Below are 26468 nucleotides of genomic sequence, written 5' to 3' on the forward strand. Positions count from 1 at the left end.
GCTCTCTCGGCCCGGCGGTGTCGAGGGACTCGGCGCCGTCGAAGGCGAGGAGCGCCACCCGTTTCAGGGGCATGACCCGATCGGCGGGCCACCCCCGGATGCCGTCAATGACACGGAACCCACGTTTTCTGCCATCTCCGGGAGTTCGGTACAGATCACTGAATCGGTCCTGTGACGGAGAGGACGAAGACCCGGTTCCCGCATCGCGGACCAGCGGCGCTAACCTCTTACCAGGACACCCGGCGCCCGTGTCGCCACCGACCGTGTGAAACCACTCGCACATGGAGGTGGAACAGCGGGTGGTGCCCCGCCGAGAGGGGTAATCGCGCTACACCGTGCTCCGCCCGCAGGCGGGCGCGGTGAATCGATTCCGGATCACCCAGGGAGAGTTTGATGACCTCAGCGACCATTCCAGGTCTGAATGGCACCGACCCCGCGCCCACCTCGCACGGCGAACTGCTCGCCTGGGTTCGTGAGGTGGCGGAGCTGACGCAGCCCGACCGCGTCGTCTTCGCCGACGGTTCGGACGAGGAGTGGGACCGCCTGACCACCAAGCTGGTCGAGGCAGGCACCTTCACCCGTCTCAACGACGAGAAGAAGCCCAACTCCTTCCTCGGCAACTCCGACCCGTCCGACGTGGCGCGAGTCGAGTCCCGCACCTACATCTGCTCGCGTGAAGAGATCGACGCCGGTCCCACCAACAACTGGATGGACCCGGTCGAGATGCGCGGTCTGATGACCGACCTGTACCGCGGCTGCATGCGCGGTCGCACGATGTACGTGGTTCCGTTCTGCATGGGCCCGCTCGGCGCCGACGACCCGAAGCTGGGTGTCGAGATCACCGACTCCGAGTACGTCGTCGTCTCGATGCGCATCATGACGCGCATGGGCCGGGCCGCCCTGGACAAGCTGGGCTCCGACAAGCCGTTCGTGAAGGCGCTGCACTCGGTGGGCGCGCCGCTGGCCGAGGGACAGGCCGACGTGCCGTGGCCCTGCAACGACACGAAGTACATCACCCACTTCCCCGAGGACCGGGAGATCTGGTCCTACGGTTCCGGCTACGGCGGCAACGCCCTGCTCGGCAAGAAGTGCTACTCGCTCCGCATCGCGTCGGCGATGGCCCACGACGAGGGCTGGCTGGCCGAGCACATGCTGATCCTCAAGCTGATCTCGCCGGAGAACAAGAACTACTACGTCGCGGCCGCGTTCCCGTCCGCCTGCGGCAAGACCAACCTCGCGATGATCCAGCCGACCATCCCGGGCTGGCGCGCCGAGACCCTCGGTGACGACATCGCGTGGATGCGGTTCGGCGAGGACGGCCGTCTGTACGCCGTGAACCCGGAGTTCGGTTTCTTCGGCGTCGCGCCGGGCACCAACCACGGGTCGAACCCGAACGCGATGAAGACGGTCGAGGCAGGCAACACGCTGTACACCAACGTCGCGCTCACCGACGACGGCGACGTCTGGTGGGAGGGCCTCGAAGGCGACCCGCAGCACCTGGTCGACTGGAAGGGCAACGACTGGACCCCCGAGTCCGGCGACAAGGCCGCCCACCCGAACTCGCGGTACTGCACCCCGATGTCGCAGTGCCCGATCCTGGCCCCCGAGTGGGACGACCCGCAGGGTGTGCCGATCTCGGCGATCCTGTTCGGCGGTCGCCGCAAGACGACGGTGCCGTTGGTCGCGGAGTCCTTCGACTGGCAGCACGGCACCTTCCTCGGTGCGACGCTGTCGTCCGAGCAGACCGCGGCCGCCGAGGGCGCGGTCGGTACCGTCCGTCGCGACCCGATGGCGATGATCCCGTTCATCGGCTACAACGCCGGCGACTACATCAACCACTGGATCACGCTCGGCAAGAACGCCGACTCGGAGAAGCTGCCGAAGATCTTCTACGTGAACTGGTTCCGTCGCGGCGACGACGGCCGGTTCCTGTGGCCCGGCTTCGGTGAGAACTCCCGCGTGCTCAAGTGGATCGTCGACCGCATCGAGCACAAGGCGGGCGCCCAGACCACCCCGATCGGCTTCGTGCCGACCGCCGCGGACCTGGAGCTGAACGGTCTCGACGTGGACGCCGCCGACGTGGACGAGGCACTGGCCGTGAACATCGAGGAGTGGAAGCAGGAGCTGCCGCTCATCACCGAGTGGTTCGAGTTCCTCGGTGAGAAGGTGCCGTCCGGCGTCCGCGACGAGTTCGAGGCACTCAAGCAGCGTCTCGGCTGAGTTTCCCGCCTCACGGTGAAGGGGACCTGCGATCGGTGAAGACCGGTCGCAGGTCCCCTTCCCCCGTTTCAGGGGGTGCGGTGTCGGGCGGTTCGTGTGGCAGTGGTGGAATACATACAACGAACAGCGACGCCCGGCGTATACGCAGGGGAGAGGATCCGCCATGAGCCAGATCTACAACAACGTCACCGAGCTGGTCGGGCGTACCCCGCTGGTTCGCCTGAACCGCCTCACCGACGGTGCGGAGGCACAGGTCGTCGCCAAGCTCGAGTTCTACAACCCGGCCAACAGCGTCAAGGACCGGATCGGTGTGGCGATCATCGACGCCGCCGAGCAGTCCGGTGAGCTGAAGCCGGGCGGCACCATCGTCGAGGGCACCTCCGGCAACACCGGCATCGCCCTGGCGATGGTCGCTGCGGCCCGCGGCTACAAGGTGATCCTGACGATGCCGGAGACGATGTCCACCGAGCGTCGCGTGATGCTGCGCGCGTACGGCGCCGAGATCGTGCTCACCCCCGGTGCGGAGGGCATGGCCGGGGCCGTGAAGAAGGCCGAGGAGATCGTCGGGCAGACCGACAACGCGATCCTCGCCCGCCAGTTCGCGAACCCGGCGAACCCGGCCATCCACCAGGCCACCACCGGTGAGGAGGTGTGGGCGGACACCGACGGTGAGGTCGACATCTTCGTCGCCGGCATCGGCACCGGCGGCACCCTGACCGGCGTCGGTCGCACCCTGCGTGCACGCAAGCCCGGCGTGAAGATCGTCGGTGTCGAACCGGCGGACTCGCCGATCCTGACCGGCGGCCAGCCCGGCCCGCACAAGATCCAGGGCCTCGGCGCGAACTTCGTGCCCGAGATCCTCGACCGCGAGATCTACGACGAGATCATCGACGTCAAGCTCGACGACGCGATCACGACCGCCCGCGACCTCGGCACCGACGAGGGCATCCTCGGCGGCATCTCGGCCGGCGCCAACGTCTGGGGTGCGCTGCAGCTCGCGAAGCGTCCCGAGAACGCAGGCAAGCTGATCGTCGTCGTCGTGCCGGACTTCGGCGAGCGGTACATCTCGACGCCGCTCTTCGAGCACATCCGGGACTGACCGCCATGGGAGTGCTGCGCACGGTTCGGGAGGACCTGCAGGCCGCGCGCGGCCAGGACCCGGCCGCGCGCAGCAACGTCGAGAACGCGATCGTCTACTCGGGTCTGCACGCGATCTGGTCGCACCGGGTCGCGCATCGCATGTGGGCGGTGCCCGCGCTGCGGGGTCCGGCGCGGATGCTGTCCCAGTTCACCCGGTTCCTGACCGGCATCGAGATCCATCCCGGGGCGACGATCGGGCGGCGGTTCTTCATCGACCACGGCATGGGTGTGGTGATCGGGGAGACCACCGAGATCGGTGACGACGTCATGCTCTACCACGGGGTGACGCTCGGTGGTCGGTCGCTGGCGCGGACCAAACGGCACCCGACGATCGGAAACCGGGTCACGATCGGCGCCGGCGCGAAGGTGCTCGGGCCGGTGGTGATCGGGGACGACAGCGCGATCGGCGCGAACGCCGTCGTCACCCGCGACGTCCCGGTCGACTCGATCGCGACCGGCATCCCGGCGACGGTCCGGCACCGCAGTGGTCGTCAGCACGAGCAGTTGGTCGATCCGAACAGCTACATCGATCCGGCGATGTACATCTGACACGGTCGGCGGACCGGTCAGCCGGTGGTGCCGTCGACCGGGAGGCCGGCGAGTCGCCATTCGAGCATGCCCTCGTCGAGGCGCTTGACGGCCCGGCCGGCGGCCCTGGCGATCCGGACGGCGTCCGGCGCCATCACGCAGAACGCGCCGCGGCAGTAGGCGACGATCTCGTGCCCGGAGGGCAGGTCGTCGAGCCGGTCGGCGAGTTCGGCGACCGGGACGTTGACGGCGCCGGGGATGTGTCCGGCCTCGAACTCGTCGCGCGGGCGCACGTCGACGAGGACCACGTCGCCGGTGTCGAGCCGGCGGACGAGTTCGTCGCGGGTCATCGCGTCGTCGGGTGACCCGAGGACGGCCGCGGCTTCGACCGCGACATCCGAAAGGTGCGCCTCCGCGACCGCCTGGACGAGCGCGAAGAGCCGGGCGACGTCGGGGCCTGCCAGGCGATAGTGCCGGCGGGTTCCTTCTCTGCGGGCCAGGACGAGTCCACCGGCCTTGAGGGTCTGCAGGTTCGCGGAGGCGGTCGTGAGGTTCAATCCGGTCGCCGTCGCGATGGATTCGACGGTGCGCTCGCCCTGCGCGAGCAGGTCCAGGATCTCGAGTCGGCGGCCGTGGGCGATCGCCTTTCCGACCCTGGCGATCTGGTCGAAGAGAGCAGCTTTGCGGTCGGGAACACCGGTCAACGGATTCTCCAGTGCTCAGTCGACCCGGGCCGGTGCGTCGCTGCGGTCGCGGTGGACCGCGAACAGCACCGGGATCAGCAGGAGTGCGAGCACTCCTCCACCGAGCGCGAGGGTTCGGTAGTCGGTCGCGGACATCACCACGCCGGACATCGCGCCGCCCGCGGCGCCGGCGAGCGCGATCAGGACGTCGATCGTGCCCTGCGTGCGCGGGCGGTTCTCGGGAACGGTGGCGTCGACGACCAGGGCGGTGCCGGAGATGAGGCCGAAGTTCCAGCCCAGTCCGAGCAGGGCGAGGGCCACGATCAGAAGACCGAGCGAGTCCGCGGGGGCCACCGCGGCGGTGCTCCCGGCGAGCAGCAGGGTGACTCCGGCCGCGGCGGCCATCGGGACACGACCGACCCGGTCGACGAGCACGCCGGTGACCAGCGACGGCAGGTACATCGCACCGACGTGGATGCCGATCACCAGGCCGACGTCGCCGAGGCCGTGATGGTGCGCCCGCATGTGCACCGGGGTCATCGTCATGATCGCGATCATCGCGACCTGGGTGAGCACCATCACGGTGGCGCCGACGTAGGCGCCCGTCCCGGGCCGGGGGGCGGCGCCGGGGTGGGAGGCCGGCGTCGACGACCCCGAATCGAGGTGCCGTGCAACGAGAAACGGGTCGGGTCGGAGCAGGGCGAACAGCGTCGCACCCGCGGCGAGATACGCGACGGCGGCGAGAAGGAACGGACCGGACAGGGCGGGCAGGCCGAGCGTGGTCGCGAACGTGCCGAGCGGCTCGACGAGATTCGGTCCCGCGACGGCTCCGATGGTGGTGGCGACCATCGCGACGCTGATCGCGGTGCCGCGCTGCGCCGCAGGCGCGAGATCGGTGCCGGCGTACCGGGCCTGGAGGTTCGTCGCGGTTCCGGCGCCGTACACGAACAGCGACACGAACAGCAGGGGCACACTCTCGCTGGTCGCGGCGAGCACCACACCGAGCGCGCCGACCCCACCGGCACCGAACCCGAGCCCGAGTCCGGTGCGGCGACCGCGCGACTGCGTGATCCGGCCGATCAGGAAGGCGGCGAACGCGGAGCCGAGGGTGAACAGGGCGATCGGGGCCCCGGCCAGGCCGTCCGATCCGAGCATCTGCTGGGCGAGCAGCGCTCCGACGGTGATCCCGGCGGCGAGCCCGGCACCGCCGAGCACCTGACTGACGACGACCACGGCCAGCGTGCGCTTCTGCAGCCGCCGGCGTTCCGTGTCGTCGTCCGCGTTCGACGCGGCGACCTGTGCGTCGTTCTGCGACACCGGGGTCGACCTCCCACCTCTGACGCCTATATTCCAATGATCCATGGAATAGTAGCGCGCACGGCGGGTGACGGTTCCGGTCACCCGGCGCCGGGCGTGAGCGCGGGTTCGTCGGCCGTGGCGAGTGACAGCACCGCCTTGCGGATGTGAGAGCGCTGCTCGAGCCGTCGCGCGCAGCGGTCGAGGATCTCCGCGACGGTGTGCTCGGCGGCGTCCCCGGCCAGGTCGACGGCGGCGACGAGGTACACCTGCCGCGGGCCGAGGTACTCCATCCGCAGCATCGTGACGCGGTCGACCTCCGGCAGATCGAGCAGCGCCTGCAGCCCGGCGTCGCGGAGCTGCGGGGACGCCTCCTCCCCCACGAGGAAGCGGCGGTTGCGGTCGATCAGGACGACCGCGATGACGCCGAGGAGGACGCCGACGAGGATCGAGCCGATCGCGTCCGGGACCGGCGACCCGGTCAGCTGGTGGGCCAGGACGCCGGTGAACGCGATCACCAGGCCGATCAGCGCGGCCGCGTCCTCGGCGAACACCGCACGGACCGTCGGGTCGGAGGTCTTCAGTGCGTGTTCGAGCAGGTCGCGGTCCGCGGACGCCGCTTCGCTGCGCACCTGCCGGTACGCCTGCCGGAACGAGATCGCCTCCAGCACGAACGAGATGCCGAGCACCGCGTACGCGACGCCGTAGTCGCTCGCGGGTTCGGGGTGGATCAGCTCCTGGACCCCGTGCGTGATCGACACTCCCGCGCCGAGCGCGAACAGGCCGAGGGCCGCGAACATCGACCAGATGTACGCCTCGCGGCCGAAACCGAGCGGGTGGGCGCGGTCCGCCGGGTGCCGGGACCGCCGGTTCGCGATCAGCAGCAGCACCTCGTTGCCGGTGTCCGCCCACGAGTGGGTGGCTTCCGCGACCATCGACGCCGATCCGGTCAGCGCGGCGGCGACCGACTTGGCCACCGCGATCGCGAGATTCGCCGCGAACGCCAGTACCACCGTGACGGTGCTCTCCTGATCGGCCGCGTCGGTCGCCGGTGCGGCACGGGTTCCCGAGCTCATGCTCGACAACGATAGGCTCTCGCGCGGCAACGGAATGATCTTGAAACGCTAACGATCCGCGATTTGCGGACCGGTTGCAGGCCGTCGCCCCTAGGGTTTTCTCCGATCTCGCCCCGACCGGCCGCACGGTGCGCCGGATTCCCGAACGAAAGGTTCAGCATGCCGAGTACCACCCTGAAGAGGCTCGTCGGTGGCGCCGCGGTCGCGGTCGCGACGACCGCCGCCGCGGCCGCCGCGATGCCGGCCACGGCATCGGCCGCACCCGCGGTCCAGCCGCCGACGGTGGTGGCGTCGTCGTCCGCCAACAGCCTCACGATGAAGCTGACCAACCCGAACACGCTGCTCAGTTTCACCGGGTGTCAGGCGTTCGTGGTCAACGCCAAGGACGTGCCGGCGGTGATCGACGACCCGACCAAGCTGCTCGACCCGGGTGTCGTCGTCTACCCGAACGTGTCGAACCCGCTGACCCTGTTCGGCGCCCTGCCCGGACAGACGGTGACGAACACGGTCAACGACATCCCGACCGGGGTGTACGGGGTCGTCGGCGGTTGCGTGAGCCTGCTCGACATCACCCACCCGGTGATCGACAAGCCGCAGATCATGCAGGTCGGGCTGATCCCCGGCGGCAGCAGTGACGGGAGCTCGGCGATCTCCCTCCCGTTCGGCAGCTGAGTCACCGCGCCGCGCCGCGCGCCGCGCATCTTCGGATGTGCGGCGCGCGTGGTGGTTTCGTGGCCGACCGGTGACGAGCGCGGGTGGTCAGTTCGCGATCGGCTGCATCAGGTGGTGGGAGAGATCGCCCACGTGGTCGGTGATCATGTGTCGGTGAGCGAATCGCCAGATCCCCTCGGTGCGTTCGAATCGGTCGTGGTAGCGCCCGGCGAAGATCGGCTGGAGCCGCAGCGCGTCGGTGGCCTGGAAGACGGTCACGTAGCTGCGGCACGAGCCGGTGCCCGCATCGTCGTCGGCGTCGATCACGAGGTTGGTCGTGACGTGCTTGGTGTGCGGGGTGCCGTTGTCGTCGTAGCGGCGGGTCCACGCCTCGTACATGCCGCGCACCTCGTCGGCCCCGGCGTAGACCTGGTCGGTGCCCTCGGAAGTGATGCGGGCGTGCGCGAAAAGCTCGGCCACCCCGGCGAAGTCGCCGGTGTCGATACGTTCGGCGTAGACCCCGATCAGGTTGGCAATGGCGCAATGGCTCGTGGTCACGGTAGGACTCCTCAGGCCGCGAAATGTGTGGTGTCGAGAGGGCGGATCGGCGCCCCGGGGACCGATCCCCGGGGCGCCGGGTGTCAGGCTCGCTGGAGGCCGGCGAACCGTTCGTCCACCGCGGACTCGGTGAGCCCGAAGTCGGCGAGTGCGTAGGTGTGTTCGGGACGCCGGGCGCCGGACAGGCTTTGGCGGTGCATGTCCTGCATCGCCAGGCGCGCCTCGTCGGTGAACGGCAGCGAGAAGTGGGTGTAGACCGTCTCCACGGTGCCGAGCGGATCCGCGACGAAGTCGTGGTAGTCGACGTCGATGAACTGGGCCGGGTTGTACCGCGCGCGGGCCTTCTCGAAGTGGTCGAGCCCGCGGGCCCAGAGGTCGAGCTGGGTGCGGCCGATGGTCTCGTTGTCGAAGGCCTCGGACCACCCGCGGCTGGCGTGCTCGTTGACACTGCAGATGGACGCCATCACCGTGCGCGGCGACCGGTGCGTCTGGATGATCAGCGCGTCCGGATACACACTCATGATCTCGTCCACGGCGAACATGTGGCTGGGATTCTTGAGTACCCACCGCTTGCCGGTGTCGTTCAGCCCGATCAGTTGCAGATTCTTCTTGTGGCGCGCGTACGCACTGGTCCAGTCCTGTCCGGCCAGCCAGTTCGAGTACGCGGGCACGTGGAAGATGCACTCGAACGACACCGACAGCATCGACTGCTGCAGCAGGCGCCAGCATTCCTCGACCACGAGGGCGTCCATGTAGTGCAGGCCGGCCATGTCCGGATTCGCCTCGTGCTGGGCCGCGTAGATGGCCTGCACCTGCTGGAAGTCCGGGTTGCCCTCCCAGCTGTCGCGGTGCGGTCGCGGTTGCGGCCGCTCGGCCAGCCACATCTCGAGTCCCTGATGCCCCGGATCCGCGGTCAGCAGGCGGTGCAGGGCCGTGGTCCCGGTACGCGGCAGACCCGTGACGAAGACGGGGCGTTCGATCGGCACCCCCGCGTGTTCCGGGTACCGGGCGAATCCGGCCTCGCTCAGCGCCCGGGCCCCCAGGGCACCGCGCACGGTCTCCCGCGCGACCATCTGGCCGAGCGGGGTCAGCTGCGCCTCGCGGTCGAACGAGTCGAGCAGGACTCGCAGTCCCTCGACATGGCTGTCGTCACCGAAATCCCGCAGGCCGGTCGATTCGGTCGCGAGAGCGTGCAGTTCCTCGGTCGTTCCGACAGCGTTGTGGTGGTTGCTCATTCTCGTCTCCGATTCAGTGGTGGTACTCGCCGCAGTTGACATCGAGGCACTGGCCGGTGATGGCGGCAGCCATGTCGGAGGCCAGGAAGACGACGGCGTCGGCGATCTGGTCGGGCTCGGGCAGGCGGCGCAGGTCCATGTTGGCGGCGGTCTGCTCGTACACCTGCTCCGCCGTGCAGCCCTGCTCCGCGGCGACGCCCTCGAAGTACTCCCTCACCGCATCGGCCCAGATGTATCCCGGTGCAACGGAATTGACGCGGATTCCCCGAGGGCCGATCTCGCTCGCCAGGCTCTGCGACATCGAGAGCAACGCGGCCTTGCTCAGCTTGTAGCTGCCGTAGATCGGGTCGGAGTGCCGCAGCACCATCGAATTGATCATCACGATCGAGCCCTTGGATTCCGCGAGAGCGGGCGTGAACAGCTGGCTCATCCGCAGCGATCCGACCACCGACAGTTCCACGCTCTCGCGGATGTGCCCGTAGTCGGTGTGCGCGAGATCGACCATGGACGGAAGCTTGTAGGCGTTGTTGACGAGAACGTCGACGCGGCCGTAGGCCTCCATCGACCGCCGGACGAGGTTCTCGGCCGAGGCCTGATCGGTGATGTCCGTCGGAACGGTGATCGCACGCCGACCGGTGGCGATGACCTCCTTCGCCACGTCCTCCAGGGTGGATTCGGTGCGGGCGGCGAGCACGAGATCGGCTCCTGCCGCCGCACTGCGCAGGGCGATCGACCGGCCGAGTCCTGCCCCGACACCGGAGACCACGACGACCTTGTCCGTCAGGATTCCGTTCATCGTGCTCACCCCAGCATCCGGTTGGTGACCGCGCGCTGGCGTTCCGCGATTCGGGACCTGAAATCCTCGGCCGTGATCCGGTTCTGTTCGTGGTACGGGAGTTTCGAGGCGACCTCGTCGATCTTCACGATCTCGACGGTCGGGCCGTCCGCGGCGGTCAGCTCCCGGGACAGGCGCTGCCACCGGAACTGCAGGTACCCGCGGGCGTGGCCGACGGTCTCGATCCAGTTGGTGACCTCGGGGTTCCGTTCGCTCACCACGAGCCGGATCTTGCCGTCCGGGTCGACCTGGGACTGGGCGGAGTTCAACGACGTCTGGTGGTTGAGGTAGTCCAGGGACAGATACCACATGCTGCCGAGCTGGAATCCCTGGTAGGGCGCCTCGGATTTCGGGACGGTGATGATCATGGCCTCGTCCTCACCGAGTTCGTAGTGGCCGACCGAGGAGTACTGGGTGGCCAGGCCGCCGGGCGTCAGTCGCGGTTCGGTCAACGTGTTCAACGGCAGGTTGAGGTAGAACCATTCGGGGAACTGCAGCCAGGTGCGGATTCGCGTCACCAACGCCTTCCCGGCGTCGGCGTAGTGCCCCTCGGCGGCCACCCGGGTCAGCGGTGCGATCGGGTGCCCGGCGGTGTCCGTCCGGGCGATCGTGATCGTGCCACGTTCGGCGCCCCAGTCGCTGTACACCTCCCGGACGAGGAGCTGCGAGGCACCCGGGGCGAGGGCGACGTAGTTGCGCCGGTCGCCGGCCGGCTCGGGACCGAGGCGGATCTCGAACGAGCCGTCCGGTTCGATGTCGATGTCGCGGTCGTCGAAGGCCGCCACGCTCGCAGGGACGTTGGTGTCGGTGTACTCGCCGGCGAGTACCTGGAAGCTGAGATCTGCTGTGGTTCCGCGCTTTCCGGTCACAACGTACTCGGCATCGTCGGTGATGTGCGCGCCGAAGTACAGCGTGTCCGGGTTGTCGAGTCCCTGCTTGGTGAACGGGCCGGTGCCGGAGATGAACATCGGCTGTGCCTGCTCCGGGGCCCAGGCGTTGTGGACCGTCGCGATGACGCTGGCCGCGAGGTATTGGTAACCCTCCAGCAGATCCTGCTCGGTCCGCACGTGCGGGGCCGTCTCGATGAGTTTCTCGGCCTCGGCGAGCGCCGTGGCGAATGAGTCTGTCAGCACGTGTGCGGGTCCTTCCGAAGGAAGACGCGTTCGAAATATGGAATGCGCCGGTAGATTTGTGATTTGGCCGACACTAGAACACGGTTTGCGAATTGGTCAATGGGTCGCACGCGGTCAGCGGGAAGGACGTGGCGGACTTCCGAATCGACTCGCGTGCAGTTGTCCCGCTGGGTGCGGTGGGGTGCCGAAGGTGATGCGGGCGAACGTGATTGGTCCGGCGGGGACGATCCGGACATGTCGGGTGGAAGCGGGTCGCCGCGCCCGGCACCGACGTCCGAGCGCACCGGACCTCTCCAGTGTTCGAAATATGGAACGCAATGGTAGGATTTGTGTCCTTCACGAGGCCGGGTTGCGGCGAAGGGATGGGTCAATGGACGACGCACGGCGGGCCGGTGCCCGTGAGGGACTCGAACGCACGTCACCGCCCACGGCGCGTGTCGTCCGGCTGCTCGATTTCATGGTCGCCCACCCCGGGGAGCGTTTCGGGCTGGCGGAGTTGTCCCGGCGGTGCGACGTGAGCAAACCGACGTGCCTCGGAATCGTCACCGAACTGGTGGCCGGCGGCTATCTGACCCGCGAAGCCAGGGGCAAGACCTACGGTCTCGGGCCGGCGTTGATCCCGGCCGGCCGCGCCGCGCAGCACGCCCTCTCGGCGGGCCCGACGGTGCGGCCGCACCTCGAAGAGCTCAGTCGACGGTTCGGTGCCATCTGCACGGCGTCGACCGTGGTCGACGACAAGATCGTGGTCGTCGAGATCGTGACCCCACCGGGGATGCGTGCACCGGCGAAGGTGGGACAGATGTACCCGTTCGCCCCGCCGGTGGGCCTGATGTACCTGGTGTGGGAGCCGGACGAGGAACTCGACCGCTGGCTCGCACGGGAGCCGGTGCTCCCGGTCGAACTCGATCGCGAGCATCTGCGTCGCGTGGCGGCCGACTGCCGGGCCAGCGGCTACCTCGTCGAGGGCATGAGCCCGGAGATGATGCGGCTGCACTCGCTGATGGCCGGCGCGGTGGCCCGTGATCTGCCGGCGGACGTGCGCTACCTGCTCGGCGAGATGGTCGCCACGCTGGGCGAGCGCATGTATCACGGTGAGATGCTTCGCGACTCGGCTCAGTCGCACCGGGTCAGCCTGATCGCCGCGCCCACGTTCGACGCGGACGCTCGCCAGGTGTTGGTGCTCAACATGTACGTCGAACGTGAAATCACCAACGCCGAGATCGTGACTCTCGGATCCGCGCTCGGCGAGGTCGGGGAGCGGATCACCGCGGAGTCCGGCGGCCGCGACCCGTTTGTCTCACTGAGAGGGAAATGAACATTGACCCGGCGGTGACGTAGGTCATACGGTCCCCTCCATTCCCCATTCCGAACGCGGTATTCCAAATATGGAACCGCCTGGTGGGTTGAAGGCGAGGAGACGTCAGTGAAATCCCCAACTCTTCCGGTTTACGAGCTGTCGCATCTGCGCGCACTCGAGGCCGAGGCCGTGCACATATTCCGTGAGGTGGCAGCAACTTTCGAGCGTCCCGTCCTGTTGTTCTCGGGCGGCAAGGACTCGGTGGTGATGCTGCACCTGGCGACGCGGGCGTTCTGGCCCGCGCCCTTGCCGTTCCCGGTGATGCACGTCGACACCGGCCACAACTTCGACGAGGTCATCGAGTTCCGGGATCGGATGGTCGCCGAGCACGGGCTGCGGCTGGTGGTGGCCAGCGTGCAGGACGAGATCGACGCGGGTCGCGTCGTCGAGGAAACCGGACCGCGGGCCAGCCGCAACCGTTTGCAGACCGCCGCGCTGCTGCGGGGCATCAGCGAGGGCGGGTTCGACGCGGCGTTCGGTGGCGCGCGCCGAGACGAGGAGAAGGCGCGGGCGAAGGAACGGATCTTCAGCTTCCGTGACGAGTTCGGGCAGTGGGATCCGAAGAACCAGCGGCCCGAGCTGTGGAGCCTCTACAACGGCCGGCACCGCCGCGGCGAGCACATCCGGGTGTTCCCGTTGTCGAACTGGACCGAGCTCGACATCTGGCAGTACATCGCCGAAGAGGGCATCGACCTTCCGGAGATCTACTACGCGCATCGTCGCCCGGTGGTTCCGCGGGACGGGATGCTGTTGGCGCACACCAGGTTCCTGACCCTGTTGCCGGGTGAGGAGCCGTACGAGGAGCTGGTGCGGTTCCGCACCGTCGGTGATGCGACGTGCACCGGGTGCGTCGAGTCCGCCGCCGTGACGGTGGACGAGGTGATCGCCGAGGTCGCCGCGACCCGGGTCACCGAACGCGGCGCGACCCGCGCCGACGACCGGATCTCCGAGGCCGGCATGGAAGACCGGAAGAAGGAAGGGTACTTCTGATGTCCCAGCTACTGCGGCTCGCGACGGCGGGCAGTGTCGACGACGGCAAGTCCACCCTGATCGGGCGGCTGCTCTACGACTCCAAGGCGATCTTCGAGGACCAGCTCGAGGCGGTCGAGCGCACCAGCGCGGCCCGCGGCGACGAGCACGCCAACCTCGCGCTGCTCACCGACGGCCTGCGGGCGGAACGCGAACAGGGCATCACGATCGACGTGGCGCATCGCTACTTCGCCACGCCGAAGCGCAAGTTCATCATCGCCGACACTCCCGGTCACGCGCAGTACACCCGCAACATGGTCACCGGGGCCTCGACCGCGGACGTCGCGTTGATCCTCGTCGACGCCCGCAACGGCATCGTCGAGCAGACCCGCCGGCACGCCTTCCTGTCCACGCTGCTCGGGATCCCGCACCTGGTGGTGTGTGTGAACAAGATGGACCTGGTCGGCTGGTCGAAGGACCGGTTCGACGAGATCCGTGAGGAGTTCCGCCAGTTCGCGATGAAGCTGAACGTCGGGGACCTGACGTTCATCCCGGTCTCGGCGTTGTTGGGCGACAACATCGTCGACCGCAGCACGAACATGGCGTGGTACGAGGGCAGTGCGCTGCTGCACCACCTCGAGCAACTCCACATCGCCTCCGACCACAACCTGATCGACGCGCGGCTGGCGGTCCAGTACGTGATCCGCCCGCAGCGGCAGACCGACGCCGACCTGCACGACTTCCGCGGCTACGCCGGCACCGTCGCCAGCGGCGTGTTCGCACCGGGCGACGACGTGGTGGTCCTGCCGTCGGGGTTCGCCAGCACGGTCAAGGCGATCTGGGGTCCGGGTGGTCGGCCACTCGACGAGGCGTTCGCGCCGAGCGCGGTCACCGTCGAACTCGCCGACGACATCGACGTCAGCCGCGGGGACATGCTGTGCCGGCCGAACAACCGTCCGCACGTCGGGCACGAGCTCGATGCGCTGGTGTGCTGGTTCACCGACCAGTCCACGCTCGCCGCCGGGTCGCGGTACATCCTGCGGCACTCCACCCGCGAGTCGAAGGCGGTCGTCGCGTCGCTGGACTACCGCCTCGACGTCAACACCCTGCACCGCGACGAGGCCGCACCGTCGCTGGGGCTCAACGAGATCGGGCGAGTCCAGCTGCGTACGCAGCAGCCGATGCTGTTCGACCCGTACCGGCACAACCGCACCACGGGAAGCTTCATCCTCGTCGACGAGGCCACCAACAACACTGTCGCCGCAGGCATGATCACCGCCCCCACCCAGAAGGCGACGAACGTCGTCTGGCACGAGGCGGCGGTGCGGCGGGAGGACCGCGCCACTCAGGGCAGGACGGTGTGGCTGACGGGGCTGTCCGGCTCCGGGAAGTCCACGGTCGCGGTCGAACTCGAACGACGGCTCGTCGCGTCCGGGACCGCCGCGTACCTGCTCGACGGAGACAACCTGCGGCACGGACTCAACGCCGACCTCGGGTTCAGCGCCGAGGACCGCGCCGAGAACGTCCGCCGCGTCGGCCAGGTCGCCCGACTGCTCGCCGACGCCGGCCTCGTCGCGATCGTGTCCGTGATCAGCCCCTACCAGGCCGAACGCGACCGGATCCGGGACCTCCACGTCGAGGCCGGCCTGCCGTTCACCGAGGTGTTCGTCGACACCCCCCTCGAGGTGTGCGAGTCCCGCGACCCGAAACACCTCTACGCCAAGGCCAGGGCCGGCGAGATCACCGACTTCACCGGAATCGACGCCCCCTACGAGAAACCGACGAACCCGGATCTGGTGTTGCGACCCGAGGACGGCGACCCCAGGGCGCTCGCCCAGGCCATCCTCGACAGTCTGCAGGGGTGAGCCGTGAGTTCGGATGCACGACTGGCCGCCGAACTCGCCGCGGCCGCAGGTCGGCTGCTGCTCGAAATCCGCACCCGCGACGCGGGGGAGTGCGACCCCAGGGAGCTCGGACGCCGCGGGGACGCGGAGTCGAACACCTACCTGCTCGAGCGCTTGGCCGCGGAACGCCCCGCCGACGAAGTCCTGTCCGAGGAATCCGCCGACAGCCCGGCCCGGCTGGGCGTCGACCGGGTGTGGATCATCGACCCCCTCGACGGCACGCGGGAATTCGGCCTTCCCGGCCGCACCGACTGGGCCGTGCACGTCGCGCTCTGGGAGGCGGGACGTGGTGTCACCGCAGCCGCCGTGGCCCAGCCGGCGATCGGGGTCGTGCATGCGAGCGATGCCCCCGTGAAACGGGTTGCGCCGGAGCGTGACCGGCTTCGGATTCTGGTCAGCGACTCGCGCCCACCCGCGTTCGCGCCGTACCTGGCGGAGGCGGTCCCGGCAGAGCTCGTCCCGATGGGCTCCGCCGGTGCCAAGGCGATGGCGGTGGTCCGCGGCGACGCCGACGCGTACGTCCACGCCGGTGGGCAGTGGGAGTGGGACTCCGCCGCTCCCGTCGGCGTCGCCCTCGCATCCGGCCTGCACTGCTCCCGAATCGACGGGTCACCACTGACCTACAACCAACCCCACCCCTACCTGCCCGACCTGCTGATCTGCCACCCAGACCTCGCGGACCGGCTGCTCACCGAGATCGACGCGGCCGCCGCCCCGACCCACTGAGGAGTACAACGTGAACCACACCGACAGCGCGCGCGTCGCAGCCGCGCGGGCCTACCTCGAGTCCCTGATCACCCACGACGTCAGCGCCGTTCGCCTCGAACCGGCCGCCCTGCGGTTCGAGAACGGTGAGCCCTGCGGCTCGTCCGGAGCCGAGATCCTCCACGAGCTCGCCACCGGCGAGCAGTACAAGCCGCTGCGGCAGATCCGGGAACTGGAGTTCCGTGAGTGGGACTCGAACGTGATCGCGCGATACCTGCTCGATCTGGAGATCGGCGAGGCGACCACCACCGTGCGGATCACCGAGCACTTCGTGATCAAGACGGACGAGATCGGTTCCATCACCGCGATTTTCGAACCGTGGGAGAACGCCGGATAGGTCGGCTCGCCCCGACCCCGCGTGGCCCGGGAGTGCCTCGGGTCACGCGGTGGACACGTCCCGCGATCGAAGGCACACCGGCTGGCGCAGCGAACGTGGCAGCGCGTCCGCACGCCGGCCGGTCGGTGCCCGTCACCCTCCGGAAAGGGGGAGAACAGCAGTGGTCCAGCCGGAACAGGTGACCGAGCACGCCGGCACGGTACGGATGACCCCGGACACCTCACGTCGGCGGGCGATCGTGCTGGTGATCGTCATTGCGTTGATCACCGAGATCGTCACGTTCGAATACACACTGGTGAGTCCGGCCCTGCCGAACATCGCCGCCGCGTTTCACACCACCCAGCCGGGCCTGGTGATCACCACGACCATGCTCGTCGCCGGTGTCACCGCGCCCGTGCTCGCGAAATTGGCCGACATCCACGGGAAGAAGAAGCTGTTGCTCTGCGGAGCGGCGAGTTTCATGGTCGGGTCGCTCGCCTGTGCGATCGCCCCCACCTTCCCCGTGCTGCTCGTCGGTCGCGGTCTGCAGGGAGTCGCGGTCGTCGGGGTCGTGGTCAGCATCGGGCTGATCCGGGATCTGCTCCCGCCCCGTTACGTCCCGGTGGCGATCGGCGCGATCGGCGTCGGCACGGGGACGGGCTCGATCCTGGGGCCGCTGCTCGGCGGATGGTTCATCGACAACCTCGGTTTCCGCGCGTGCTTCTGGTTCCTGCTGGCCTACATGGCCGTCGCCGCCGCGATCGTCGCCACGATCGTCCCGGAGACCCCGGTGCGGATCAGGCACCGCCTCGATCTGCTCGGCGCGGTGCTGTTGGGATTGGGCGTCGGGGCATTGATCGTCGCGGCCGTCCGACCCGACCTGCGGGTGCCGTCGGCCGTGGTCGGGGTCGTGATGCTGGTCGCCTTCGTGCAGGCCGAGCGGCGCACGTCCGAACCGCTGATGTCGATGACGCTGCTGGCCCGGCCGGCGGTGTGGACGACCCTGGTGGCGGCGCTGTTCATCGGCGTGATCTCCGGCGCCACCTCGGTGCTGTTTCCACAGTTGCTGAGATCGCCCGCACAGCCCGGTGAGTCCGGATCCGGCATGGGGTTCGACGCCGTCGAGTTCGCGCTGTATTACGGCCTGCCGCAGGGCATTGCCGGGTGCGCCTGCGGCTTCGTCGCCGGCTGGATCAGCCGACGGCATGCGCCCCGTACCGCGTTGATCGTGGCGGCCGGTCTGCTGACCTGCGCGGTCTCGCTGACCGCCGCGGGCCTGGCGGACACCCACGGCATGGTCGTTCTGGTCGGTGCACTGATGGGTGCGGGCATCGGAATGTACTACTCCGGGTCGGCAAATCTCATCGTGGAGGCGGTCCCGGCGAACACGCAGAGCGTCAGCCAGTCGATGAAGAACACCGCCGAGGCGGTCGCGGGTTCCTTCGCGTCCGCGGCGGTCGGTGCGATCCTCGCCGCGCACGTGCTCACGGTCGATCCGACGACCCATCAGACGGTGTTCCCGACGAGCGGGTTCCACACCGCGTTCCTGCTGTGCAGTGCTTCCGGTGTGCTCGCCCTGCTCGTCGCGGTGGCGATGCGGACGGGTCGCACCCCGGCGACCGGGGGCGTGGCCCCCGGGACCGAATGACAATCGGAATCCGCGCGTCGCGTGCGGATTTCGGGAAACCGGCAACACACTCACACGGAGGTACGGACATGGCATCCCGTCGGTTCGAGGGCAAGGTCGCATTCATCACGGGCGCGGCGCGGGGACAGGGTCGGGCGGAGGCCGTCCGTTTCGCGGAGGAGGGCGCGAACATCATCGCGGTCGACGCCTGCACCCAGTTCGCGAGCACACCCTATTCGGGGGCGACGGACGACGACCTGGCCGAGACGGTCCGCCTGGTCGAGGCGACGGGTCAGAAGATCGCGTCGTACCGGGTCGACGTGCGCGACTTCGAGGGACTGTCGGCGGCCCTCGCCGACGGCATCGCCCGGCTGGGCCGGCTCGACGTCGTGGTCGCCAACGCCGGAATCTGCTCGTCGGCGCTGTCGTGGGAGATCACCGCGGAGCAGTGGCAGGAGACCATCGACGTCAACCTGACCGGCACCTTCAACACCGCGAAGGCGGCGATCCCGCACCTGATCGAGCAGGGCACCGGTGGTGCGATGGTGTTCACCAGCTCGATGTCGGGTCTCAAGGGCACCCCGCTCACGAGTCACTACGTCGCCAGCAAGCACGGCGTCACCGGGCTCGCCAAGGCGATCGCCAACGAGCTCGGCGAGTACGAGATCCGTGTCAACACGGTGCATCCCGCCGGTGTCGAGACCGGCATGGACATGAGCTCGATGCTCCCGGTGCTGGAGAAGTACGCGACGACCCTGGCCCCGATCTACATGAACACCCTCCCGCAGCCGATCACGCAGCCGGAGGACATCGCCGCGGCCGTCGCCTGGGTGTGCTCGGACGAGGCCAGGTACATCACCGGTGCGCAGATCCCGGTGGACCTGGGGAACCTCAACCGCTGAGGGGCCGGTGAGGTCGCCCCGGTCCGGGGTCGGTTGCCGCGCGCTTCTCCCGAAGGGAGCTGTTTCAGACGCTCACCGGTGCCAACATGCCCGCGAGCCGCCGGGAGATGAGACCCTCCGCCTCGGCGACGATGCGTTCCACGAGTTCACCGACCGTGGGGATGTCGTGGATGATTCCCTGGACCGTACCGACCGTCCAGATACCGGCCTCGGTGTCGCCGTTCTCGAAGACCAGCCGCCCGCGGCTGCCGGCGACGAGGGCCTGGACGTCCGGGAACCGGCCGCCGCGGTTCAAGATGTCGACGACCTCCCGGCTGACCGTGTTGCGGGCGACGCGCGCGGTGTTGCGGAGCGGCCGGAAGATCAGTTCGGTGTCGGTCTCCTTGCCGGCGACGATCGCCTCCTTGATGTTCCGGTGGATGGGCGCTTCCTCGGTGCACATGAAGCGGGTGCCCATGTTGATGCCGTCGGCTCCGAGCGCAAGCGCTGCGACGAGGCCACGTCCGTCGCCGAAGCCGCCGGAGGCGATCATCGGGATCGTGATCTGTTCGGCTGCCGCGGCAATCAGGACGAGGCCGGGAACGTCGTCCTCGCCGGGATGGCCCGCGCACTCGAAGCCGTCGATGCTGATGCCGTCGACGCCGACTTCCTGAGCCTTCACCGCATGCCGGACGCTGGTGCACTTGTGCAGCACCTTGACCCCCGCGGCATGGAAGCTCGGCAGGTGCGGGGCCGGGTTGGAACCGGCGGTCTCGACGATCTTGACGCCGGACTCGATGATGACCTGTCGGTATTCCTCGTACGGAGGCGGCGTGATCGACGGCAGAATCGTGAGGTTGACGCCGAACGGCTTGTCGGTGAGTTCACGGGTCCGCGCGATCTCCTGCGCGAGCGCCTCGGGGGTCGGCTGCGTCAGGGCGGTGAGCATACCGAGCGCGCCTGCGTTCGCGACGGCCGCGACGAGTGGTGCGCGGCCGACCCACTGCATGCCGCCCTGGACGATGGGATGTTCGACGTCGAAGACGTCGGTGAATGGGGTTCTCAACAGTCCTCCGATGGTTCGGCAAGCCAGTTACCTATCGATCGCTAACTGCCTATCACGACGTGGCGGGCGCAGGCAACCGTCAACAATAGCTAGCGCACGCTAAGTCGGCTCTGGTAGGAATGGTCGGAGTGCGATTCAGGTCACACGGTGCCGAACCGTTGGCGTCGGCACCACGCGAAAGGTGAAATCACGTGCACTCCATGACCACGGCCGCCGAACAGCCTCATCTCGCCCGGCGGGCACACTGGATGAACCACGTCGAGCGGCATGCCGCGACACTCGGCGACCGCGCGGCGATCCGGTTCAACGGGTCCACCACGACGTGGGTGCAGCTCCGAGACCGGGTCCGCGCGTTGGCGAACGGATTCGCGTCACGCGGTGTCGGGTTCGGCGACCGCGTGGCCCTGGTCACGGGCAATCGTCCCGAGTTCGTCGAAACCCTGCTCGCCGCGAATCTTCTCGGCGCGATCGCGGTTCCGGTCAACTTCCGCCTGACGGGGCCCGAAGTGGCTTACATCCTCGCCGACTCCGGCTCGAAGATCGTCGTCGGGGACGAGATCGGCACACCGATCATCGCGGCCGCCGTGAAGGAACTCGACGAACGCCCCGAGGTCATCGCCGTCGAAGCCAACTCCGAGGGATTCGAGCTCTATTCCACCCTGGTCGGTGAGCCGGTGCCTGCTTCCGCCGCGCTGCCGGACGTCCCCGAGGACACGCCGGCCCTGATCATGTACACCTCCGGCACCACCGGAAAACCCAAGGGTGCCGTGCTGACCCACCTCAACCTGCAGGCGCAGGGAATCACTCTGATGCGCGCCTTCCAGTACGTCGACGAGGACGAAGTCAGCCTGATCGCCTCGCCCCTGTTCCACATCGCCGCGGTCGGGACGGTTGCCCCGGTGCTCTTCGTCGGCGGTACCGTCGTCCTCCATCCGACCCGCGCCTTCGCCGCGGGCGAGATCCTGGACACGATCGAAAACGAAGGTGTCACAAGCTGTTTCCTGGTGCCCACGCAATGGCAGGCGCTCTGCGCCGAGCCCGGTGTCACCGGCCGCACGCTCGACCGGCTGCGTGTCCTGGGGTGGGGCGCCGCGCCGGCGACCGACACGCTGCTGCGTCAGATGGACGAGACCTTCCCCGGCGCGATGAACGTCGCGTTCTTCGGCCAGACCGAGATGTCGCCGGTCACCTGCGTCCTGCAGGGCAAGGATGCGATCCGCAAGCTCGGTTCGGTCGGCCGGCCCGTTACCTCCGTCGCGATCCGGGTGGTCGACCCGGACATGGACGACGTGGCACCGGGCGAGGTCGGTGAGATCGTGTACCGCGGTCCCGGACTGATGCTCGGGTACTGGGACAAGCCGGAGGCTACCGCCGACGCCTTCCGGGGCGGATGGTTCCACTCCGGAGACCTCGTCCGGGTCGACGAGGAGGGGTTCGTCCACGTCGTGGACCGCGCGAAGGACATGATCATCTCCGGCGGCGAGAACATCTACTGTTCCGAGGTCGAGAACGTCCTCGCCGCGCACCCCGACATCGTCGAGGTCTCGATCGTCGGCCGGGCCCACGACGTGTGGGGCGAGACGCCGGTCGCCTTCGTCGTCCTCCGGGACAACTCCGCCCCGCTCGACATCACCGCCCTCCGCGAGTGGGCGGCGGCATCGCTGGCAAGGTACAAGCTTCCGACCGAACTGCGGATCGTGCAGGCCCTTCCCCGCAATGCATCCGGCAAGGTTCTCAAGAACAGCCTGCGAGAGCAGGTTCAGCCCGTCTGACCGGCGACACCGGTCGAGCCTGTGCCCGTTCGTGTGCGGCGATCGGTGGTGGCATCACCTTCACCCTGCCCGCCGACATCCGTCCGGTCAGTTCGAAGGCCACCCTCGGTTTCGTGTTCGCTCGGCGTGGCCTGGTCCCGGAGTCGTGCTCGAGTTGGTTCCTGCCGCGCATCGTCGGAATGACTCACCGCGCTGGAATGGGTGATGACCGGCCGACTCGTCGGAGCCGAGGAGGCGCACGCCAAGGGCCTGGTGCACGCGGTGCACCACCGGAGTCGCTGCTCGACGAGGCCTACGCGATCGCGCGGCAGATCGCGACCCGGACGGCGCCGGTCTCCGCCGCGCTCTCCCGGCAGATGCTCTGGTGCTCCTGGGAACTGGATCACCCGATGCGGGCGCACGAGATCGAGACGCATGCGCTGAACGTGCGCGGCACGAGCAACGACTTCCGTGAGGGCCTCGCCGCGTTCTTCGACAAGCGCGATCCCGAGTTCGTCGACCGGGTCAGCTCCGATCGCCCCGATGTCTTCGCCGACCTGCCGGCCGGCGCGACCAGTAGTCGCAGCCCACCCGGCGATCGGATCGAGCGCCGTCGCGTGACGCGTTCACGTGCCGACGGTGATCGACGAGACACCCACGAAACGGCGAACGCGCGCCGCACCTTTCGGGGTGCGGCGCGCGTTCGGGATCAGTCGAGGATCACATGCCGTAGCCGGGAGGCATCAGCACGGACTTGAGCTCACAGAAGGCGTCGATGCCCTCGGGTCCGTTCTCGCGGCCGATGCCGGAGTTCTTGTACCCGCCGAACGGCGAGCCCGGATCGAAGGCGTACCAGTTGATCCCGAAGGTGCCGGTGCGGATCTGCCTGGCGATCTCGATGCCCTTGTCGATGTCGGTGGTGTACACCGAGCCCGCGAGGCCGTAGTCGGAGTCGTTGGCGATCTTGACGGCCTCCTCGACGCTGTCGTAGGGGATCACCGACAGGACCGGTCCGAAGATCTCCTCGCGCGCGATCGTCATCGAGTTGTCGACGTCCGCGAAGATGGTCGGCTCGACGAAGTAGCCCTTGTCGAGGGCGGCCGGAACGCCGCCGCCGAGGACCACACGCGCGCCCTCCTCCTTGCCCTTCTCGATGTAGCCGAGCACCTTCTCGCGCTGCTTCGCGGTGATCATCGGGCCGAGCTGCGCGGCCGGGTCGTCCGGCATGCCGACGGGCATGAACGAGGCGAAGTTCACCATCGCCTCGACGATCTCGTCGTAGCGTGAGCGCGGTGCCAGGATGCGGGTCTGACCGACGCAGGCCTGGCCCGCGTTCATCAGGCCGGACATCACCAGCATCGGCATGGTCGCCGCGACGTCCATGTCCTCGAGCAGGATCGCGGCGGACTTGCCACCGAGCTCGAGCGAACACCGCTTGAGGTTCTGGGCGGCGATCGCGCCGATCTTGCGGCCGACGGCGGTGCTGCCGGTGAAGGTGACCTTGTCGACGTCGGGGTGCGAGATCAGGTACTCGCCGGTCTCCGCGCCGCCCGGCACGATCGACAGCACGCCCTCCGGCAGCCCGGCCTCTGCGAAGATCTCGGCGATGACGTTCGCGCTCAGCGGCGTCTCGGGCGCCGGCTTGAGCACCATCGTGCAGCCCGCGACGATCGCCGGGGCGAGCTTGTTGATCAGCAGGAACACCGGCACGTTCCACGCGATGACGGCGCCGACGACGCCGACCGGCTCCCGCAGGACCTTGGTGACACCGAACGGACCGGTGCGCTGTTCCTCCCACGGGAACGACTCCGCGATCGCCGCATAGGTGTTCAACACCGCGAGCGACGGGACCTTCTGCATCATCTCGACGCCGGGGGCAGGCGCGCCCATCTCGGACGAGATCACCGGGATCAGCTCCGCGGAGCGCTCCTCGATCAGCTTGGCGGCCTTGGTCAGGATCTCGGCCCGCTGCGCCGGCGTCGTCTGCGGCCACGGACCCGACTCCAGTGCGGTGCGGGCGGCGGCGATCGCGGCGTCGATGTCGGCCGGAGCGGCGACCGGCACGCTGCCGACCCGCTCCTCGGTCGCGGGCGAGAACACCTCGAGGCGTTCGTCGGTGGACGGTGCCACCCACTGTCCGCCGATGTAGAGCTTGTCGTAGTCGGTCATCAGTTCTTCCTTGCTGGTGCGGATTCCGTCGATGGTCGGGGGTCGGGGGTAGGCCCGGGTGTCACGGCACCCGGGCCCAGTACGTGCCGTCGAGCATGGCCTCGAGCGTCGGGCGGTGGAGGATCATGTCGTCCGGGTCGGCGGGTGGCGCGGCCTGACCGAACGCGATCGCGCGGCTCTGCACCCGGAACATGATCGTCGCGTGCCGCAGGGCGGCGTAGACGCTGTAGTAGTCGAGGTTCTCCGGGGTGTGGCCGGTCAGTTCCGCGTAGCGCGCGGTCACGTCCTCGCGCCGCATGAAGTCCGGCAGGCCCGGCAGTCCGGCCATCGACGCGAGGTCCTCGAAGAACCTGTGCAGGAACACCATCCACGCCACGTCCATCTCACGGGGACCGAGCGCGGCCATCTCCCAGTCCAGCACCGCGACCGGCGCGAAGTCCCGGTACATGATGTTGCCGATCCGGGAGTCGCCCCAGCACAGGACCGCGGGAGACGGGTCGGCGGGCACGTTGGCCTCGAGCCAGTCCAGTGCGCGCTCGATCAGCGGGGAGCGGGGCCCGTCGGCGGTCGCCCACTCGTAGTAGCCGCGCTGGCGGGCCAGATGCGCCCGGAACGACTCCTCGGCGCTCGATCCGGCGTCGTGCAGGCGCAGGAACCCGAAGTGATCGGCCGGGTGCGGGATCGCGTGCAGCTGCGCGAGCACCTCGACCGACGCGTCCTGCAGTGCGCGTCGCTGCTCGGGCGTCGCCTCGGACAGCCAGGAGCCGAAGTTGTACGGCATCACGTCCGGCGGGACCTCGCCCTCGATGCGCTGCATCACGAAGAACGGTGCGCCGAGCGCGGTCGGATCGGACTCGGACCAGTACGTGGTCGGTACCGGTACGGAGCAGAGTTCGCCGACGGCCTTCATCACCGCGAACTGGGCGCCCATGTCGTAGCTGGGGAACACCGGCATCGACGTCGCGGCGGGTTCGATGCGGGCGACGAGCGGATGGACGCGGCGGGTGCCGGACTCGGTCCACTCGGCGTCGAACAGCACCGTCTCGCTGGAGATGCCGTTGGCCTCGGGTACGTGCACGTCGGTGACCTGCGGATCGGCTCCCGCGTCGAGGCGCCCGGCCAGCCAGGCCTGCAGGTCCTCGCGGAGTTGCCCGGGCTCGCGCCGCGACTCGGTCGGCCGCGCGACCTCGGAGTAGTTGTCACCTTCGCCGAATGCTGTTTCAGCTGCGCTCACGGTGCCCTCGTTCCGTCGTCCTCGCGGGCGCCGGAGGTCCGGCGACCGTCGAGGCTGGGTGTGGTGAGAAGCACACTAGAACACGTTACAGAGTTCCGCGGGGTAAATCAGCCCCATTTCCGGTTGAGCGTGTATCGAAATTGAAATCGGTCAGTCGACCTGCGTCAACAGGCCCGCACCGATCAGCGTCGCCCGCCCGCCGAGCGTCGCGGGCACGAGCCGGAGGTCGCGTGCGAACGTGAGCCGCGCGTGCCGACGCGCGGCCGCGCGCATCGGCTCCCACAACGGTGCACCGGCCTGTCCGAAGCCACCGCCGACGACCGCGAGATCCAGGTCCAGCAGCGCCGCGGTCGACGCGACCGCGGTCCCGACCGCCGTCCCCGCCCGGCGCAGCGCCGCGAGCGCGACCTCGTCCCCGGCGACCGCGGCCCCCGCCAGCTCGAGTCCCGTCGATCCCGGCCAGCCGTGGGCGTTCGCCCACCGCACGGCCGACGGCCCGGACGCCACGGCCTCCAGACAGCCATGACCACCGCACGCGCACAGCGCGTCGTCGGCGCCCGGGACCACCACGTGCCCGATGTGTCCGGCGTTGCCGGTCCGGCCACCGGCGATCCGCCCGTCCAGCAGGACACCGCCGCCGACCCCGGTCGAGACGATCATCCCGATCTGGTTCGGTGTCCCGCGGCCGGCGCCGAACCGGTACTCGGCGAGCGCGGCGCACGCCCCGTCGATCGCGAGGGAGACGTCGGCCTCCGGGAACAGCGACTGCACCGCGTCGACGATCGGAAAGCCGTCGCGCCACTCGGGGATGTTCAGCGGTCCGACGACGCCGGCGGCGACGTCGACCGGGCCGGCCGAGGCGATCCCGACCCGCTGCACCCGCCGACCCTCCGCGACGTCGGTGAGCAGCGTCGCCGCGGCCGTCCACACGCCCGACCCGGGGGTCGGGACGCGGCGTTCGCCGGTCAGGGTGCCGTCCGGGTGCACGCACGCGGCGGCGAACTTGGTGCCGCCGATGTCGAGGGCGAGTGCGGTCATCGCCGCAGGGTAGGGCATCTCCGCCGCGACCGGCCG

22 protein-coding genes and 1 pseudogene are annotated in these 26468 nt (G+C 68.9%); 12 read left to right on the plus strand and 11 right to left on the minus strand.

What is annotated here, in order from left to right; translation table 11 throughout:
* Window positions 1–393: 393 nt before the first annotated feature.
* The 3 genes from ABD951_RS16810 to epsC all read left to right on the plus strand — a co-directional run bounded on the left by ABD951_RS16810 (window position 394) and on the right by epsC (window position 3909).
* Window positions 394–2220: a phosphoenolpyruvate carboxykinase (GTP) gene (locus ABD951_RS16810; RefSeq protein WP_345347192.1), complete on the plus strand. Its 1827-nt coding sequence runs from the start codon at window positions 394–396 to the stop codon at window positions 2218–2220.
* A gap of 163 nt (window positions 2221–2383) precedes the next feature.
* Window positions 2384–3319, plus strand: coding sequence for a cysteine synthase A (cysK, locus tag ABD951_RS16815; RefSeq protein ID WP_345347195.1), 936 nt, complete (start codon window positions 2384–2386; stop codon window positions 3317–3319).
* Between the two features lie 5 nt (window positions 3320–3324).
* Window positions 3325–3909, plus strand: a complete 585-nt coding sequence (epsC, locus tag ABD951_RS16820) for a serine O-acetyltransferase EpsC (RefSeq protein ID WP_345347198.1) — start codon at window positions 3325–3327, stop codon at window positions 3907–3909.
* Between the two features lie 17 nt (window positions 3910–3926).
* Here epsC and ABD951_RS16825 read toward each other — a convergent pair whose 3' ends face one another.
* The 3 genes from ABD951_RS16825 to ABD951_RS16835 form a co-directional block, all read right to left on the minus strand.
* Window positions 3927–4592, minus strand: coding sequence for an ArsR/SmtB family transcription factor (locus ABD951_RS16825; protein WP_345347201.1), 666 nt, complete (start codon window positions 4590–4592; stop codon window positions 3927–3929).
* A gap of 15 nt (window positions 4593–4607) precedes the next feature.
* Entirely contained in the window at window positions 4608–5888 is a 1281-nt protein-coding gene (locus tag ABD951_RS16830) for an MFS transporter (protein WP_425569865.1), read from the minus strand.
* 80 nt (window positions 5889–5968) lie between these two features.
* A complete protein-coding gene (locus ABD951_RS16835; protein WP_345347207.1) occupies window positions 5969–6943 on the minus strand; it encodes a cation diffusion facilitator family transporter in 975 nt (324 codons plus the stop codon).
* 159 nt (window positions 6944–7102) lie between these two features.
* Here ABD951_RS16835 and ABD951_RS16840 point away from each other — a divergent pair, with 159 nt between their 5' ends.
* Complete coding sequence (locus tag ABD951_RS16840; protein ID WP_345347210.1) at window positions 7103–7615, plus strand: hypothetical protein; 513 nt, start codon at window positions 7103–7105, stop codon at window positions 7613–7615.
* 87 nt (window positions 7616–7702) lie between these two features.
* Here the strand turns inward: ABD951_RS16840 and ABD951_RS16845 are convergent, their stop codons facing one another.
* The 4 genes from ABD951_RS16845 to ABD951_RS16860 form a co-directional block, all read right to left on the minus strand.
* The gene (locus tag ABD951_RS16845; RefSeq protein ID WP_345347213.1) at window positions 7703–8152 is read right to left on the minus strand and encodes a nuclear transport factor 2 family protein; all 450 of its coding nucleotides are present in this window, start codon (window positions 8150–8152) and stop codon (window positions 7703–7705) included.
* A gap of 83 nt (window positions 8153–8235) precedes the next feature.
* A complete protein-coding gene (locus tag ABD951_RS16850; RefSeq protein WP_345347216.1) occupies window positions 8236–9387 on the minus strand; it encodes a sulfotransferase family protein in 1152 nt (383 codons plus the stop codon).
* Window positions 9388–9400: 13 nt separating this feature from the next.
* Window positions 9401–10183 carry an SDR family oxidoreductase gene (locus ABD951_RS16855; protein WP_345347219.1) on the minus strand — a complete coding sequence of 261 codons (783 nt, stop codon included), beginning with the start codon at window positions 10181–10183 and terminating at the stop codon, window positions 9401–9403.
* Window positions 10184–10188: 5 nt separating this feature from the next.
* A complete protein-coding gene (locus ABD951_RS16860) occupies window positions 10189–11355 on the minus strand; it encodes a hypothetical protein (protein WP_345347222.1) in 1167 nt (388 codons plus the stop codon).
* Window positions 11356–11725: 370 nt separating this feature from the next.
* On the opposite strand from ABD951_RS16860, the gene ABD951_RS16865 reads away from it, so the two are divergent.
* The 6 genes and pseudogenes from ABD951_RS16865 to ABD951_RS16890 all read left to right on the plus strand — a co-directional run bounded on the left by ABD951_RS16865 (window position 11726) and on the right by ABD951_RS16890 (window position 19195).
* Window positions 11726–12670 (plus strand): IclR family transcriptional regulator, encoded by a 945-nt coding sequence (locus ABD951_RS16865; protein WP_345347225.1) that lies wholly within the window; start codon window positions 11726–11728, stop codon window positions 12668–12670.
* Window positions 12671–12778: 108 nt separating this feature from the next.
* On the plus strand, window positions 12779–13702 hold the full coding sequence (gene cysD / locus ABD951_RS16870) for a sulfate adenylyltransferase subunit CysD (RefSeq protein ID WP_345347228.1): 924 nt from the start codon (window positions 12779–12781) through the stop codon (window positions 13700–13702).
* Complete coding sequence (cysC, locus tag ABD951_RS16875; protein ID WP_345347232.1) at window positions 13702–15546, plus strand: adenylyl-sulfate kinase; 1845 nt, start codon at window positions 13702–13704, stop codon at window positions 15544–15546. The genes cysD and cysC overlap by 1 nt, the downstream gene beginning before the upstream one ends.
* A gap of 3 nt (window positions 15547–15549) precedes the next feature.
* Window positions 15550–16687 (plus strand): annotated as a pseudogene (locus tag ABD951_RS16880) (3'(2'),5'-bisphosphate nucleotidase CysQ).
* 160 nt (window positions 16688–16847) lie between these two features.
* Window positions 16848–18314, plus strand: coding sequence for an MFS transporter (locus ABD951_RS16885; RefSeq protein ID WP_345347235.1), 1467 nt, complete (start codon window positions 16848–16850; stop codon window positions 18312–18314).
* A 68-nt stretch (window positions 18315–18382) separates the two neighbouring features.
* Complete coding sequence (locus tag ABD951_RS16890; RefSeq protein ID WP_345347238.1) at window positions 18383–19195, plus strand: mycofactocin-coupled SDR family oxidoreductase; 813 nt, start codon at window positions 18383–18385, stop codon at window positions 19193–19195.
* Window positions 19196–19259: 64 nt separating this feature from the next.
* On the opposite strand, the gene ABD951_RS16895 is transcribed toward ABD951_RS16890, so the two are convergent.
* The gene (locus tag ABD951_RS16895; protein WP_345347406.1) at window positions 19260–20243 is read right to left on the minus strand and encodes an NAD(P)H-dependent flavin oxidoreductase; all 984 of its coding nucleotides are present in this window, start codon (window positions 20241–20243) and stop codon (window positions 19260–19262) included.
* 197 nt (window positions 20244–20440) lie between these two features.
* Here ABD951_RS16895 and ABD951_RS16900 point away from each other — a divergent pair, with 197 nt between their 5' ends.
* Together ABD951_RS16900 and ABD951_RS16905 are read left to right on the plus strand one after the other, a co-directional pair.
* On the plus strand, window positions 20441–22012 hold the full coding sequence (locus ABD951_RS16900; protein ID WP_345347409.1) for an AMP-binding protein: 1572 nt from the start codon (window positions 20441–20443) through the stop codon (window positions 22010–22012).
* A 41-nt stretch (window positions 22013–22053) separates the two neighbouring features.
* On the plus strand, window positions 22054–22749 hold the full coding sequence (locus ABD951_RS16905) for an enoyl-CoA hydratase-related protein (RefSeq protein WP_345347412.1): 696 nt from the start codon (window positions 22054–22056) through the stop codon (window positions 22747–22749).
* Here ABD951_RS16905 and ABD951_RS16910 read toward each other — a convergent pair.
* The 3 genes from ABD951_RS16910 to ABD951_RS16920 form a co-directional block, all read right to left on the minus strand.
* Entirely contained in the window at window positions 22712–24160 is a 1449-nt protein-coding gene (locus ABD951_RS16910) for an aldehyde dehydrogenase (RefSeq protein WP_345347241.1), read from the minus strand. The two genes, ABD951_RS16905 and ABD951_RS16910, sit on opposite strands and share 38 nt — an antisense overlap.
* Before the next feature lie 61 nt (window positions 24161–24221).
* Entirely contained in the window at window positions 24222–25394 is a 1173-nt protein-coding gene (locus tag ABD951_RS16915) for a phosphotransferase family protein (RefSeq protein WP_345347244.1), read from the minus strand.
* A 150-nt stretch (window positions 25395–25544) separates the two neighbouring features.
* The gene (locus ABD951_RS16920) at window positions 25545–26432 is read right to left on the minus strand and encodes an ROK family protein (RefSeq protein WP_345347247.1); all 888 of its coding nucleotides are present in this window, start codon (window positions 26430–26432) and stop codon (window positions 25545–25547) included.
* Window positions 26433–26468 lie beyond the last annotated feature (36 nt).

This window comes from Rhodococcus olei, from assembly GCF_039540555.1.
GTDB lineage: Bacteria > Actinomycetota > Actinomycetes > Mycobacteriales > Mycobacteriaceae > Rhodococcus_G > Rhodococcus_G olei.

Coding starts and splice junctions, on each gene's coding strand:
- ABD951_RS16810 (WP_345347192.1), top strand. CDS start 394: ATGACCTCAGCGACCATTCCAGGTCTGAATGGCACCGACCCCGCGCCC.
- cysK (WP_345347195.1), top strand. CDS start 2,384: ATGAGCCAGATCTACAACAACGTCACCGAGCTGGTCGGGCGTACCCCG.
- epsC (WP_345347198.1), top strand. CDS start 3,325: ATGGGAGTGCTGCGCACGGTTCGGGAGGACCTGCAGGCCGCGCGCGGC.
- ABD951_RS16835 (WP_345347207.1), bottom strand. CDS start 6,943: ATGAGCTCGGGAACCCGTGCCGCACCGGCGACCGACGCGGCCGATCAG.
- ABD951_RS16840 (WP_345347210.1), top strand. CDS start 7,103: ATGCCGAGTACCACCCTGAAGAGGCTCGTCGGTGGCGCCGCGGTCGCG.
- ABD951_RS16850 (WP_345347216.1), bottom strand. CDS start 9,387: ATGAGCAACCACCACAACGCTGTCGGAACGACCGAGGAACTGCACGCT.
- ABD951_RS16855 (WP_345347219.1), bottom strand. CDS start 10,183: ATGAACGGAATCCTGACGGACAAGGTCGTCGTGGTCTCCGGTGTCGGG.
- ABD951_RS16865 (WP_345347225.1), top strand. CDS start 11,726: ATGGACGACGCACGGCGGGCCGGTGCCCGTGAGGGACTCGAACGCACG.
- cysC (WP_345347232.1), top strand. CDS start 13,702: ATGTCCCAGCTACTGCGGCTCGCGACGGCGGGCAGTGTCGACGACGGC.
- ABD951_RS16890 (WP_345347238.1), top strand. CDS start 18,383: ATGGCATCCCGTCGGTTCGAGGGCAAGGTCGCATTCATCACGGGCGCG.
- ABD951_RS16900 (WP_345347409.1), top strand. CDS start 20,441: ATGACCACGGCCGCCGAACAGCCTCATCTCGCCCGGCGGGCACACTGG.
- ABD951_RS16910 (WP_345347241.1), bottom strand. CDS start 24,160: ATGACCGACTACGACAAGCTCTACATCGGCGGACAGTGGGTGGCACCG.
- ABD951_RS16920 (WP_345347247.1), bottom strand. CDS start 26,432: ATGACCGCACTCGCCCTCGACATCGGCGGCACCAAGTTCGCCGCCGCG.